The 14,960-nt window shown below is 40.0% G+C and carries 16 protein-coding genes; 1 reads left to right on the top strand and 15 read right to left on the bottom strand.

Features of this window, described 5'->3' with window-relative positions; all coding sequences use genetic code 11:
* Positions 1–3 precede the first annotated feature (3 nt).
* Complete coding sequence (locus CI597_RS08775) at positions 4–3,738, bottom strand: hypothetical protein (protein WP_024727403.1); 3,735 nt, start codon at positions 3,736–3,738, stop codon at positions 4–6.
* Between the two features lie 112 nt (positions 3,739–3,850).
* Between CI597_RS08775 and CI597_RS08770 the strand changes: the two genes are divergently transcribed.
* The gene (locus tag CI597_RS08770) at positions 3,851–4,198 is read left to right on the top strand and encodes a hypothetical protein (RefSeq protein ID WP_024727402.1); all 348 of its coding nucleotides are present in this window, start codon (positions 3,851–3,853) and stop codon (positions 4,196–4,198) included.
* Positions 4,199–4,219: 21 nt separating this feature from the next.
* Here the strand turns inward: CI597_RS08770 and CI597_RS08765 are convergent, their stop codons facing one another.
* From CI597_RS08765 to CI597_RS08700, 14 genes are all read right to left on the bottom strand, one after another.
* Entirely contained in the window at positions 4,220–5,284 is a 1,065-nt protein-coding gene (locus CI597_RS08765) for a hypothetical protein (RefSeq protein WP_024727401.1), read from the bottom strand.
* Positions 5,285–5,294: 10 nt separating this feature from the next.
* Positions 5,295–5,732, bottom strand: coding sequence for a prepilin peptidase (locus CI597_RS08760; RefSeq protein WP_024727400.1), 438 nt, complete (start codon positions 5,730–5,732; stop codon positions 5,295–5,297).
* A 69-nt stretch (positions 5,733–5,801) separates the two neighbouring features.
* Positions 5,802–6,692 (bottom strand): 3'-5' exonuclease, encoded by an 891-nt coding sequence (locus CI597_RS08755; protein WP_024727399.1) that lies wholly within the window; start codon positions 6,690–6,692, stop codon positions 5,802–5,804.
* Between the two features lie 11 nt (positions 6,693–6,703).
* Entirely contained in the window at positions 6,704–7,342 is a 639-nt protein-coding gene (locus CI597_RS08750; RefSeq protein ID WP_024727398.1) for a hypothetical protein, read from the bottom strand.
* Between the two features lie 49 nt (positions 7,343–7,391).
* Positions 7,392–8,105, bottom strand: a complete 714-nt coding sequence (locus CI597_RS08745) for a hypothetical protein (protein ID WP_024727397.1) — start codon at positions 8,103–8,105, stop codon at positions 7,392–7,394.
* A 19-nt stretch (positions 8,106–8,124) separates the two neighbouring features.
* On the bottom strand, positions 8,125–9,369 hold the full coding sequence (locus CI597_RS08740) for a hypothetical protein (protein ID WP_024727396.1): 1,245 nt from the start codon (positions 9,367–9,369) through the stop codon (positions 8,125–8,127).
* A gap of 13 nt (positions 9,370–9,382) precedes the next feature.
* Positions 9,383–9,592: a hypothetical protein gene (locus CI597_RS08735; RefSeq protein ID WP_024727395.1), complete on the bottom strand. Its 210-nt coding sequence runs from the start codon at positions 9,590–9,592 to the stop codon at positions 9,383–9,385.
* 113 nt (positions 9,593–9,705) lie between these two features.
* The gene (locus CI597_RS08730; protein ID WP_024727394.1) at positions 9,706–10,647 is read right to left on the bottom strand and encodes a hypothetical protein; all 942 of its coding nucleotides are present in this window, start codon (positions 10,645–10,647) and stop codon (positions 9,706–9,708) included.
* A gap of 8 nt (positions 10,648–10,655) precedes the next feature.
* Entirely contained in the window at positions 10,656–11,105 is a 450-nt protein-coding gene (locus tag CI597_RS08725; protein ID WP_024727393.1) for a TadE/TadG family type IV pilus assembly protein, read from the bottom strand.
* Positions 11,098–11,604 (bottom strand): prepilin peptidase, encoded by a 507-nt coding sequence (locus CI597_RS08720; RefSeq protein WP_024727392.1) that lies wholly within the window; start codon positions 11,602–11,604, stop codon positions 11,098–11,100. The genes CI597_RS08725 and CI597_RS08720 overlap by 8 nt, the downstream gene beginning before the upstream one ends.
* Positions 11,605–11,630: 26 nt before the next feature.
* Positions 11,631–11,828: a hypothetical protein gene (locus CI597_RS08715; protein ID WP_024727391.1), complete on the bottom strand. Its 198-nt coding sequence runs from the start codon at positions 11,826–11,828 to the stop codon at positions 11,631–11,633.
* A 35-nt stretch (positions 11,829–11,863) separates the two neighbouring features.
* Complete coding sequence (locus tag CI597_RS08710; protein ID WP_024727390.1) at positions 11,864–12,727, bottom strand: type II secretion system F family protein; 864 nt, start codon at positions 12,725–12,727, stop codon at positions 11,864–11,866.
* Positions 12,728–12,744: 17 nt separating this feature from the next.
* Positions 12,745–13,626, bottom strand: coding sequence for a type II secretion system F family protein (locus tag CI597_RS08705; RefSeq protein WP_024727389.1), 882 nt, complete (start codon positions 13,624–13,626; stop codon positions 12,745–12,747).
* Positions 13,627–14,955, bottom strand: coding sequence for a CpaF family protein (locus CI597_RS08700; RefSeq protein WP_024727388.1), 1,329 nt, complete (start codon positions 14,953–14,955; stop codon positions 13,627–13,629).
* Between the last annotated feature and the right edge of the window lie 5 nt (positions 14,956–14,960).

Raw genomic sequence — 14,960 nt, 5'->3', positions numbered from 1 at the left:
CTTTCATTCATCCCAGTCCATAAGTTCTTCATTGATCGCATCGAGATCATTCTGCGTTAAATCAAATTCTGATTCGAATGGTTCCTCATCATAAATAGAAGCATCTTCTGCGGCAGCTTCCATTATAAGTTCCCGAGCTGTTGCTTCATCTAAATCCATTTTTTCATCTTCTCCAAATTCCGGTATTGCTTCTGTAAGAGGGTACTTTTCCAATAAGTCATTGGCAATTGCGTCTAGTCCGACTTCTTCTGGCGTTTGTTCATAGCGGGATTCGAACGCCTCCTGATAGGAATCAAATTCTGAATTTCCCTGCGCAATATCCAGTACATCTTCTGAATAAGAGGAATAATCATGAAAAATTGCACCCAAGACATCGCTGATGTTATCGGCCACGAGTCTAAGTCCATCCTCCATGTCATACTCGTCCCGCCCTAGTTGATCATTTAATCCTGCGTACAGGTATTCTGCAATATAGTCGATCTTATCTGCCACTTCTTCTCCATAAAGGCGCTCGAATCCTTCATGAATGGCTGCTTCTATGGAATCTGCGACATCGGACAGATCCTGCATATCTTCCAATCGATTTGCAGCCTCCTCATTAAGAGGAGTATATGTCATCTCCAAAGTATCTTCATCTACTTGCACCATGATATCGTCAAATACATAAGAGTAATCAGGCTCATTATCATCCCAAGAATGCTGGATACGGTCAAAATCTCCCACCTCTGCCTTATATTCGATACTATCTGAAATGGCATCATAATAAGTTTCAATAAAGCTGGTCATTTCTTCCCTGGATAACTCTTGTGTACCCATTTTTTCAACGGCCACTTCCATGATTCGGTCAATAAATCCTGTAAATCCATATTCATCACTTGTGGAAGCCATATCCACCAAGAAGTCCGCAACGCCGGTTGCTGACTCATTGGTCAAACCATCCTCTGTTTTCATCAGCAGGTCAGAAAAGGCATCAATGAGCTTATCTTCGTCAATTGTTCCTTCATCATCGGATAGATCATAAAGTACATCCGCCAGATTCTTCCCTGACTCATTTATATAATCATTTAAGATATCCTTATAATCATTTTCTTCTATCGTTTTAGGATCTTCTTTATGATCTGGTTCACTTTGCAGCTCTTTACAACCATCCTCAGGATCTTCATCTTCCTTTCCAGATATATCATCATCTCCGATATCAGCTCTTTCTTTATCTTCCTCTCTTTGTACAACGATATCATGCCCAGATTCTTCGATATTTTCTTCGTTATCTTCCTCTTGTCCAAGAACATCTTTCTTGTCATCAAAATCTTCATCTGCTTCCACATCATGTTCTGACTCTGCATCTGTTTCAGGCTGCTGAACGGAATCTACATCCTCTTTGTCTTCCTGGACATCCTCTGTTTTAGTTTCGGGCTCGATCTCCGGATTCTCTTCATCTTCAGGTTTTTCGAAGCTTTCTTTTTCATCTTCGCCTACATTAATTTCCTCCTTTTCATGTTCAATTGAATCGCCATCTTCCACTTTTTTATCATCATCTGTTTCACTTTCAGATCGATCGGCTTGATCTACTTTATTTTCAGATTCCATAACATCATTGTTATCGTCTTCAAAACTATCAGTGTCTAAAGCTCCTTCTGACTGATCCGCCGGGTCCTCTGCCTCTTCGATATCGTTTGTATCTTCTTTTTTGTCATCTTCTTGATCCACATCGGCTTCTATAAGCCTTTCCTCAACTTCTGGATTATCAGCAGGATCTTTTCCGGCCTGATCTTTCTCGGTATCTTCCTTTAAAGAGACATCAACGGTTTCTTTTTCTGCCTCTGGTGTCTCGACATGCTCACTTTGATCTTCTGTTTTTTCAATATCATTCTCTGCGAGATCATTTACAAAACGCTCCGTAGGATCTTCATAAACATTTTGATTTTTCTCAACCTCTGTGGCTCGGTCCTCCCGTGCTTTTTCGACTTCACTTTCATTCATTCTCTCTTTTTCAATACGCTCTACTTCTGGCATAACAAACTTTTCTATGATCACCTTTGTTAAAAAAGATGAAATGGGATCACTGTCAAGTATGCGATAATTTGCTACGAAGATATCATATTTTGTAACGGGCCGTCCGCGGTAATCGATCCCCGCATCCTTATATGCCTTTAGCATATTTGCCTTTGCGGCAAGAATGTAGGTGTTTTGATCCCCTTTAGCAAAGATCCCAAAATAGTCAACGATCGCTTGGTACTTTTCTTCTGCTTTTTTTACATTAGCAGTCAAAGATTCCTTTGTGGATTCTATCTTTTCTTTTTGTTCAAAGATTTCTTCTTGAGAAGAAAGAACCTTATCCGTAAAGTTGATCGCTGCCTGTTCCAGGTCCCCCTTTGATTCCTTTGATGCCTCATCATAAAGTCTTACGAGTTCCTCCGGACCCTTTTCTATGTAAACTGCATCAATAGCATCTCTTAGGATATTGCCTACGATAGCTTCCTTGATCTCACCACTTACGTTTGTTTCCACTTTTTCAAACATCGCTTCTTTATCATAGGATTCTTTTTTAAAGCTTTCTAAGTCTTCAAACCCTTTGGTGGCACAGCCTTCTTTTAACTCGCTTATACCAGCCTCATCATCATCTCTTATGACTACACCATGTTCAAACTTTTCCGGGTTGGCCATATCGCTGTCATAACATCCATCGTTTGAAATGCCATACTCGTTATAAATTCTGCCATCTTCTCCGATGGACAATTTATCTTCATGCAATTCATTATATTTCTCAAGAAACTCTTTGATTTCCGGTTCCCTTTTTTCTAAGAATTTTTCAGCAACCTCTTCATAGCGTTCCGCCAGGGAATGGACAAAATATTGCTTCCCAGCTGCGTGTTTCTCTTTGTCCAAATATATTTCAAACTTTTCTTGTACAGTGAACTTCTGTCCTTTCGATTCGTTTAAATATGTATCTATCTTATCTTTTAAAAGCGTTACATCCTGACGCTCTTCTTTTAACCGATCAATGGAATAAGAATATGTCGCCTTCAGGTTTTCAATCCCGTAAGCTTCCCGCGAGAGGGCTTTTATCCTGTCTGCATCATTTTCTTTTCCCAAAGATCGATAGAGTTCTGTTGCTGCGATATCGAGTTTCTCCATTGTTGTTTCATATTTTGAGATAACATCTTCAAGATCAGAGATTTTTCCAGAAAGATATTTTGATTCTCCCCCTGACTGCCGATCAAGGCGATCCGCATAATTCTTTATACCATCATCAATGATCGTATCCTTAAATTCCTCATAAGTCATATCAGTTCTTCCAGCCTTCTCCCGAAAGAATTGATCATCTTTTTCAGACAGTGTTGATGTAATTCGGTCACCGATTTCAAATCTTGTATTCTCGTCACTGAACTTTGCGATCACATTCCCTTCAAAGTCTGTAAAATAGCGTTCTTTTCTATCTTCATTCCCAAGGCCGCCATTGGTTTCCATGATCTTAAATGGATTGGTTACAACGCTGCCGATCTTTGAAAATCCTGCGTTCCAGATTTTAGCCTCATTACCATCGATTCGTCCGATCACAGGTTCCCTTGTCATATCTGCCCCACATACACGGGCAAATCCAGGATTATAATTCCGGATGCTTTCAACCCCCTCCTGAAAAACAGTCTTATTTACCTCAAAAGAAAGATTCGATTTATCAAAAAATCCGGAGCTTTCACATCCGGCATCGATTCCATTTAAAATATCAATCCGATTCATAATGCTCTCCTTTGCTTTGTTCATATATAGTATGAAAGAATGGACGATGAGGTAAAACCTCTTTTCCATACTATAAATGTAAGATATCCATTTTGTCTGAAGGGAGTTTATTATGATCAAGAATATATGGGGAAGTGTGACATTTGTTTGTGGGATGCACCCAGATACTGAATTAGAAATCGTTGAGGGACCACACTCTCCTTTTTATGCATGTCCAAAATACCGAGAGAAAAACCGAAAGAAGGGGGAGCGTGCCTGCAATAACCGCCTGAACTTAATCGACTATGAGAAAATCATTTCAAAGCTTATGGATAAAATTTATCAGGACTTTATGTGCGGGACAGAATCAAATCTTACCAGTTATGAATTCTCCTATAAAGGGATCCAATGCCGGGTCATACGGCATGCAAATGATAAAATTATCGTCAGTATTTTAAATGTCACTGCAATGAGAAAATAAAGAAAGGAGCCGTCTGGGCTCCTAATTCTTTGCGGTAATCTTCTTCACCGTTGGAATCTTTTGTAATTGTTTTATAGATTCTCTCATCATTTCTTTTGTATCTTCATCAATCTTATCGTATGGATATTCATAGGTAATGATTGTCTGGTATTTCCCTGTCGCAATGGCCGCCTGTATCATTCCCATTTTTGTCCCATCTTGCATAAACACAGCTTCCCCATAGATGCGCTCCTTCGTTGCCTCATATCGGCTAATAACAAAGCCGATGCGGTTGCCTGCGATCCCAGAAGCATACTGAGCCTGGGTTAGGCCATGAAAATCATCCGTTGTTTGCGCAGATACCACATTTATCATAGCTCCGGAAACTTCATCCGAACCGGAAAGCGCATTCCCGGAAGTCGAATAAGTCCAGTCTGCAGGAAGTACATAACAGATGCCTGCCGATTCATTTGCCGCAATAGAGCAATTTTCTGGAATCGGATGTTCCTTTGTCCATTCCAGGGAATTCAGGCATTTTTCCATGGTCGGCCCGATCTCCTTGTAATACGCATCATCTATAATGCATTCCACCGTGATCATACGGTCCATACTCCACGAATTTAATTCTACATAATCAAAGATGGTGCTGCCGTTTTGCTTCTTATAAAGCAGCATATTGCTTGTATTACTGAGAGCCCTTAACTCAATAAAATCTCCGCCATCCGCTGTAATCTTTGTATTTTCTGCATCAGAATTCATGGTCGCTCTTGAAATATCCAAAGTAGTAGTCTTAATGTGGATGGATGACTTTGTCTTTGCATCGACATACAGTGGGAATCCGTCTTTGATAACTTTAGTAAAGCCCTCCGGAACCTTTATGGAAAAATTATTGATCTTATCCACATATTCTTCCATGGGAAGCAGCTCATCTGTCATTTCTGTTGTGGCTTCCGTAGCAACATCATCTTCCTTCACGAATGCCGGAAGCACTCTATCATTTTGGCATTTTGTCATGACTGCAGTTAGAAAGATCAATGAGAATATGATAAAGAACAGCATCTTCTTTCCGTGATCCCGGTTTGGATCAACTCTTTTTAATGGATTCATAAAATCCTCCTTAAAAATACAAATAGATTGGAAAATAGAGGATCATTGCCGCTAACACACAAGGGATATAAGCGACCTCAGTCTTCCCCTTTTTCTTTGAGATCCCGCCATAAACCAGATAACATAAGGATGAGAGAAAAATGATAGCAAAGATTCCAGTACCCATTAAAATGCCGATACATCCCATATAGATGACATCGCCTCCCCCTCCTCCAAAATATTTTGCCATGATAAAATATACGATAAATCCATAGGCCCCGCCAAAGAGCGAGGCAATAAGATACTGCATAAGAAGATCATTTGGCACATAAAAACAGCCTGTACCCCAAAGAACCGCTGTAAAAAGAATCATGGCTCGGATTGGGAGTAATCGTGTCTTAATATCATAGACAGAAGATATGACCAAGACACATATTAAAAGCAGATACACAATATTATTAAAAATCATAAAAACCTCCTTCACTTTTAGTATGACAAAAGAAAAAAGACGGCAAAAACCGTCCCTTTTCTTCATATGCTAATTCAAATCTTTCCTTACCGCTTTCACGAATGCTTCTTCATCAGAAACACAAACCGCTTGAAAAGCTGCTTTGATCAACGCCGGAACATTATAATTCTTCATACTATCAGATGCGTCTTTCACATTCCATTCTTTCTTGATGATGTCATAGTAGAATCCGCCTTTATCAGTATTAACATAGATTCTTTTGATCTTTCCCTTTTCCCAATAAGCAATTCCATTCTGATAAATCATAGGAGTTGGGAGTTTAGAATAGTCCAAAGTCTCCATATCTTGATACTGTTTTACAAAGATTTTAAATAGCCTAAAACACGCTTCAATATCATCAATGGCGCTATGAAATTTAACGCCATCTTCCAAACCCATTGCTTTGCATACGTCTTCCTGTTTATGGGACTTTGTCTCTTTTGATGAAACCAAATCTCTTGCATAGATCAGCACGTCCAGCTGCTTTTCTTCTTCAGAGAGAACGAAAGGAATCGGCATTCCCGTCCTTTCATACAATCGCATCAGCATCTTAATATCAAAATTGATATTGTAGGCGCACAAAAGATCTGCGTCTCCAAAAAAAGCTTCAATCTGAGGACTAATTTCTTCCTCAGTGAATTTATCTTCCAAAAACTCATTGGTAATCCCATGGATAGCGATAACCCCGCTATCCATTGCAAAGGGAGGTTTAATATAAGCATGAAACGTATCTGTTTCCAGAAATTCATAAATGCTATTTGCATCTTTCTCAATCCGATATTTCTTCCCCGCAAGCTCAACAATCTGGTCATCTTTCTTTAACCCGGTAGTTTCAGTATCAAACATGATCATATATTTTCCAATGTTTGCATCAAGCGTTTGAAGCAGCTTTTTTTTTCTGTCTTCTGAGTTTCTCCACATAAACATACCTCCTACGAAATTCCATGCATCCTCATGAATGTTTTAATCGCTTCCAGCTGGGCCGCCGCATCGTCCTTTCCAAAAGTAGAAGGGTTCTGACCAATTGCCCATTTTGCCCAGTCCAAATTGGAACTCAACACATCTTTTACACTCCTTGGTGCTTTAGAAAAACCGCCTATGTTGATAGAGATATCTCCATAGTCATATTCGCCTTGCAATGCATCTTGTGATGGTCCATCCTCTGGTACTGCCACAGAATCTTTTTCGGCAGTGGAAGGCAGTTCAGATGAGCTGTAAACGTTCTGTGGCAACCCTAAATAACGTCGGATCGCTTTGTCGCTCGCCCGATTGTAGGCTGTGACAAATGGACTGTCTTTCTCAATGTCTGATTTTAATGTCGCAACTGTCGATTCTCCGCATTCTTCCACGCAGCGGCCATTACTGTCTTCGATGCAGCATTTACATATACAATGAGTCACATCAGTTTTCAATGGCTCAAACGTCTTTTTTTGAGTAACACCCTGATATTCTTCGGGAAGCTGATTCAAATAGAAATCCAGCAGTGAATTTTTAAGTAAAACCTGCTGCCCTTCGCTCTCGAATGATTCAATAGAAATCTCTTTTCCCAGTAATTTGCTATACACATTCATCTTGTTTCCTCCCATGAAATGTCATTGAGACAATAAAAAGTTTACGTAATTAATTGATATTTGGTTCTCCATAAATAGCAGGCTCTCCATTAATGTTTGGTTCTTTGTGATCTGGTGTATCAATTTTCGTACCTGTATCTTTCTTTGCAACTTTGGGACACAGACGGAAACCGAATCCCAATATGTTATGATAGATACGCCCATCGTCTGTAGTGTTTATGTTAATCCGTCCTCCGCGGATCATAACGTGGGTACCCTTTGTTAAAGCTTTTTTGACCTTATCCAAAGAATCAAATTTATCATTGAAGCTGATCCCATACCATGTGGTTTCGTATTTTTTCGTCTGCGAATTATAACTATCAATTGGAATATCCACGCGGTACCAGCTCGTACCATCTGCACCGGTTCGCTCAGATACTCTTCGAATAATCCCATGTGTAACTGTTGTTTCTTTTGTTTCCCCACGATCTGTCGTCTCCGTTGCTTTATATACTGCAGATGTATGAAATGAAATCCCTTCATATGGTATCGTCATACTTGATTTTACACTTACAGAAATAAACCGCCCTTTAGCCACGTTCTTGCTTTTCATGACGTTTTTTGCCAGATTGTCTCGAAACAAGATACGATATTCTACGTCATACTCTGCACTTGCATTCCGATCCCATTCCTGGGACTTTAAAACAACCTCAGTCGTCTTATCATCAATGGATTTTACAGATTCAACAGTTCCCCCAATAACATTTGCTTTTCTAAAAATCATAATTTATCCTCCCGATTCATTAAGAAACGATTAATATATCATCATCATTATCTGTTGCCGCATAGACATCCAGCCAGGGCACTTTTGATACCAGTCTCTCTAATTTTTCCAAGGCACTCTCCTTTAATCCATAAATGCAAGATGGAAGAGATAGGAACATCATAGTGATATCATAGGCGGTATAATATAGGTTCGGATTCAAAGATGCAATCAACTGTTCTTTGATCTTTTTTGTGATTTTGATTCCAAGTTGTTTCTCATGTCCCATCCCTAATTTTTTAACGGTCTCCTCAATCGCTGCCACAGGATCTGAAACATTGATGTTTAAAAGGATACTAAGCTGTTTTGGCAGGGCTGCAAATTCAGAAAAGATTTGTTGTTCAGCCTCTATTAAGAGATCTTGAACCAGTGTTTTCTCATCATTCTTTCCCGCATGTTTTTTAGAAACTTTCTTTGTGCGATTATAAGAATTCTGTGCAACCTGCCAGTTTCCTTCGATTGTCAGCGAACTTCTTCCCGTATCTGAGATGCAAATACGCACCCCAGGAACAAACTTATCCGGAAGTTTATAAAAATCTGCAATCTCTTCTGCTTTCTCGGGAAATGTAAGGATTGCGGTAGAAAACTGATGATTGATCTGCCACCAATTCATTTTTACCTTCCCAAAGTATTCTGACAGTTTATCGCAGATCTCCAATAAGGCTGCCTGTTTAACCGGTACATACTGCCCACTATGAACGGCATAAACCTTTGAAAGGTCACCTGCTTTACGTACAACAAAGGTCACTTCCTTCGTACCATAAGTGTTTCCGTGCATATCGATCGACATAGCATAATCCCGGCTAAATCTCGGTTCGAGGAATTCTTTTCCCCTCTCTAAGATTTGAGCAAGCGTACGAAAAGCGTAATAATCAGTAAAATAGGTTTTTCCCATTAATCGAAAGATTGTATTATTGCTTCTTTTGGCTTCTGTGACCAGCTCCTCTGCGCCTTTTTCTAAAAGACTTTTCTGTGTAAAACCGCCAACGTGTACGTTGGCGCATCCTTCTTCTGTTGGAGGACCAAACCGGAAAAACCTTAATGACCCCGGATTCTCTTCATCTTGGTTATTCATAACATGCAATACATCAACTCTATTTAGCTGAGTTTTTATGTATTTCGTGCCTTCATCCATCCTTTCAATCATTTTCCTAAATCCCTCAATGGAATCATCGTATTTTGACTCCTCCCATGAATCCAATAAAAAATTCTCATTCATCCCCATCTTCCGTCTCCTTTCATGCTTCCCGGAAAAACTTGGCTTTTTCATTCTCCGGAAGGTTTAGATTTTCCACTGCTTGATTCAACAAATGAAAATCCTGTTTTTCCTTACCGAACATTGCGTAATCCGTTAGTTCTCGTCTTTCATCTTCCTGAATCAATCCTCGCTGATATAAGGATGCGATTGTTTGAAAATGATGCATTGCAATTTTTACTGAATTAGCCATATGACCTCCTTTCTCACAAAAAGAAGCAGAGGTATTTATAAACTCCTCTGCTTCGATAAAAAGTTTTTCATATATAGTATGATAAAAAAGAGTTTTGTAAGTTTTAAGTATGTTTATTCATGTGTATACAGTTTGTATCCCGCTTCTTCAAACTGATTAACCGCACGATAGCTATAACAACGGCTTCCTGCCTGCGCATAGGCCAGTTTATATTTTTTTAAATCAGCTTCCTTCCTTGGGATGATTACCCTGACATGTCCATGCCCAGATCGGCGCAAGACTGCAATCGTTGGATATCCTTCTTGAGCCCGTTTCCCAGCTTCTTTTATCGAAACTTCTCTCCATCCCTGACTCTTCCCAGATGATGCAAACCAGGTAAAATGATCATTGGCACACTGATGCACAAAAGGAACACCGACTGCCGCTAAAACATCCTGCATAAAAATATTACAAAACGTCATCCCATCTCTTGGTGTATAACGAGGATTTGTATCAATGGCAAATTGCCCTATAACAGCTAAATAAGCTCTTGCACTCCTGCTTCCTGCCTGATTTTTTATGTAAGGCTTACATGGAAGGCCAAAATTTATTGGAAATCGGATCGGATCTGGGGTTCCTGTTGTATAAGATGGGAACACCACATGAGTTGTTGCCTGTTTCACTACATGGAAGCTTTTTCCCTTATGAAACGTTGGTGCAAGAAAATGTCTTGTTGTGCGAAGTGTCAGAGCAACATTGTCTGTTCCGGCTGCCAACCCTTTTTCTGAGATCCGTACTTCATAGTTAGAAGCCGTCCTTTCTTCCTGATACATTTCTTTGAGCATCCTGTTTTCAATAAGAGAAAGTTTTTCCTTGTCGAGTTGGAACCCATCATTTGCATAGACAGCACCTGCATCTGCCAAAACATCCGCACGGGTCTGCGTATAAGCATTTGTATAATAGATATTGCTATATTCTAAAAGCATGATCATAAGCATCGTTCCTAAAAGACATAAGACCGCTCCTATGATTAAGGAACCATTTCCTTTTTTCCAAAAATCGTCTTGTTTTCCCATGGCTCCCCCTATTCAACATTTCTCTCATCCGTTGCTGGGCGCTCGACCATCATGACGATGGTGGATGTCCGCTTCCCCGAAGTAAAAGGCATAACGGCCTTTACATAGGCTTCCACTTTTACCCGGACAAACTTTCCTTTTTCCCATTTCTTATTTGAATCAAGAAGAGCGATGGATGTTTTGATAGAACTATCCCTTAATCCCCCGCCAGTTCCTTTCAACGTTTCTTTGGCGATTCGTTTTGCACGTTTGTTCGCCCGTTCTTTTGTATCGGACACGACAGCTGCCCGACCGGCGGTATACACGGTGTACTCCAGTTTCTGACGGATAAGCCCGACTTGCGCTACGGCTACCATGGCGCAAAAAATAAAAGTGATCACAGGGAGGATCATGGTAAATCCCACGATTTCTCCAGAGCCTTTTTTCCAGTTGATCTCTTCGAGTTTTCGTTTAACCAAAAATGTTTCCCCCTTTCCATATAAAGCAAGCAAAAAGCAGCTGATAGGCTACACAGACATAAGGGGCAAAGGGTCGTTTTCTTCCATAATGAAGAAAGGTAATATCCCTTTGATAAACTGCCATCGAAAAATTTAAGATAGAAGCCCAAAACTCTTTCCGGTTTCTAAGAAAGGAACTTCCCATGAACAATAGACACGAAAGAAAAACTAGGATCCAACAAGCATTGGGCCTTAGAAACAAAAACAGCACAATGAACAGTTTCGCATCCCCCATTCCGCCAATCAGATTCCAGTAACTCATAAAAAGGATTACAAGGACAGAAAAGATCATTCCTATCCCGTCTTCCCGGCCAAAGGGATGGAATATCAGGTGATATACAATTCCAGAGCCCATGGCAGGCAGTGTCAGAACATTTAAGATCTTTCCATATTTAATATCCGTATAAGTGCAGATCAACAAAAGGATTTCTATTATGATAAATCCAATCCATAATTTCATAATCTTTCTATACCTAACTCTCCTTTCTATTGCCCTGTATTGCCTGTATCGACGTTAATGCTGTCAATAGCACTATTGGAATCTCCAATCTTTTGGTTAATTGTCGGCATAATCACCTTTATCACAACCGTAACAAGTGCTGCAGCAATTGTAATTCCGATCACAATCTCTATGATCTCTGCTCCCTCTTCTTCTTGAAGGAACCGTCTTATAAATTTCTTCATTTTCAATAAACCTCCTTTCAGTAATAGTATGATAATTAAAAATTCTGTAATTGAACGATGACCGGGACTAACAAGAACCCCAGAACTGGAAAAATCTTAAAGATCACGATTGGAAAAAGGATCTTTGATTTAATCCTCATCATTTTCTCTTTTTTGTGTTGAAGATAAGTTTCCATATATTCCTTTTTCTTGCGCTTGATTGGATCAAGGATATCAATCCCCTTTTCATAGGCCACATTGATATCTAAGACAAGTTCGGAAAACATATCGACTTGGTACCGCCGTGCAACATCTTCCAGTGCCTCCCTCCAATTACTTGCCCCCAATGTAACATCTCCAAGGGCATCTAAAAGCTCTCTTGACAGTAAAGAATCGATTCTTTCTGCGCTTTGTCGGATAGCCTGTTCAATTGGCATGACTTCCAAAGCAGCCTGTAAAAGATCTAAGTACCTTGGGATGCAGGATTCAAACTCATTTTTCTTTTCTTCTGCCCCTGTATGCATCCGTGATGTCGGATATAAGATCATGATAACTGCATAAAGGATGAACAGACATGCAAAATAAACATCAACGAAAAATAGTGCTGCCCCAACGAGAAGGGCGAGAAGTCCAAAGATACGAAATACAATCACGTTCATTAAATCAGGAATTTCTCCACTGATACCACAGTCCCTGTAATACTGTGCTACATCAATCCGAAAAGATGGAGCAATTAGCTCCGGTTTTTTATCATGGAAAATCTCCCGATAGATCTTATGTTGAAAATCAGAAAATAACCATGCATCATTTCTTGTTCCTGGCTGCAGTTTCTTTTCCTTTTCAAAACGCATAACCTGGAATAATATCACCATGGCCACACTCCAAGTACAGCCGATTCCTATCATTGTTGTAACATTCATTAAAATTCTCCTTTTCTTTAAAACCGTTTGACATTGCGGACCATCTTCTTATTAATCAAAGTGCCTATAACAATAAAAGAAACTAGCAGAAAAAAGATCACGGTCATTGTCACGGAGCTGAAAAATAAGAGCATGAAATCCGGCATCATCACGAACATGCCAACCAGGAGGAGGATTGGAATGACTTCAAAAAAATTCACCATCATATCCGTTTCTGTAAGTTCTGTATGGATTTCTTTCCGAACCGAGATTCTTGTACGGATATTTTTTATGATACTATCAAGCAATAGGGATTCCTGTCCGCCAACTTGCATCTGCATGGAAATAGCCGATGCAACATCAAACGCATCCTCATTGTCTGCGTTTTCTGCAAAGGTTAGAAACGCCTGATAGATGGGGATACCCATCTTCATATCTGCGCTAATCTGGGAAAAACGCTCCCGGATATCCTCTGGTAAAAAATAGTTCGTACATAAGGAATCAATAGCCTGTTCTATCGTCAAGCCCGCACGGATTGATGCCGACAGTTGTGTCAATGCTTGTACGTACTCTTTTTCAAAGGTCTCCCTCTTTTTTGTATCCATAAGATTTTGATAGACTTTTGGAACAATCGCTCCAATAAAGCCCAGTAAGATACTTAATATACCGTTTCCAATCAATAAATAAGATAGCACGCCGATGGCTGCATAAAGGCATACGATAAAGATGAGATAACTCCTTGCGTTGAAGTAGATTCCCTCCTTTTTTAATCTCCTGTCAAGACGACACATAAGCCTTGTAATCACGTCTTCTTTTTCAATCAAGGGGCTGCTTTCCTGGTGAATCCTACGGATAGCGAGCGATGTAAGTACACACATGATCAGAATAAGAAGCACATAAAGATGTAGAATATCTCCCATTTATGTTTCCTCCTTTTTTTTAAAGATCGTTCGGTTGATGTTAATTCCTTCATACGAAAGCCTCTCGATCAGCCGTTCTGGAATATATCCAGTTGCAACGAAATCTCTGCATTTCTCATCATAGAGAAAAATAGTCTCAACAGATACTCCTTCTTGATTGGCCCCCGTTACCTCTACGACTTCACTAAGTCTTCTTCCACCATTTGGATCTCTTTTTAGTTGGACGATGAGATCACAAGCTTCTCCGAAAAGATAATTTTGTGCAGATTCTGTAAAAGAGGCATCTCCCATCTGAAATAGAATTCTCATTCTGGAATCGATCAGATTTCTTGGGCTGTTGGCATGGACCGTGGACATGGATCCTTCATGTCCTGTGGACATCGCAGATAATAAGTCAACAATAGCCCCATCACGTACCTCCCCTACAATGATACGATCTGGTCTCATGCGCAATGTGCTCTTTACCGCATCAGCAAAAGTGATCGGATTGCCATTTCTTCTGGTCAAAAGCCGCCTCACATTTTCATGCTTTAACTGAAGTTCCAGAGTATCTTCAACTGTAATGATCAATTCATTTTCTGGGATGAATCCGGAAAGCATATTTAAAAATGTGGTCTTACCAGTACCGGTCCCGCCGGAGATAAAAATGCTCACTTTCCCGCGGACACAGCTTCCAAGAAAAGAAAGGATGTCTTCATTAATAGCCCCAAGTCTTAAATAATCCTTTCGGTTCATCTTATAATTTTGAAACTTTCGTATGGTTAAGGTAGCCCCATCAGGAGTAAATGGCGGAATGGTTGCATGGATTCTCGATCCATCCGGAAGTGTTGCATCAACATCCGGAGTATTTAAGTTGATTTCCCGCCCCGCCGGAAGAATGATCCTATTAATAATGTTTTGAAGATGTAATTCATCGATGAATCTGGCATCCGTTTTTTCCGTCATACCAGCCTTTTCTATCATGATATTATCGAATTTCTGAACGATGATTTCCGTCACATCCTCATCTTCCATAAATTCATCAATGGGTCCAAGTCCGATAATACTAACGATGGTCGCTTTTTCAACGCGGACGCGGCTTTCAAAAGGAAGATCATCATACTTCTCAACCTCTATGTGAATCCTCTTTTTAATCGCTTCTTTTGTTTCTTCGCTGATAACATTTTGAGAAGAAATCTGCCGGCGGAAGGCACTTGATATATTCTGGATGACCGAATCAACAATCGTTCGTTCTTCCTTTGTCGGCCGAATATTATAAGCTTTTACCTTATCTCTGATTTCACGCCGTTGTCTTTTTTTTTGTTCGACGACATCTTTTACAAGCGGCATGCCAA

Source organism: Anaerostipes hominis (ex Lee et al. 2021) (assembly GCF_002270485.1).
GTDB classification, from domain to species: Bacteria; Bacillota; Clostridia; order Lachnospirales; family Lachnospiraceae; genus Anaerostipes; species Anaerostipes hominis.
This window is presented reverse-complemented; position numbering and strand designations above follow the sequence as displayed.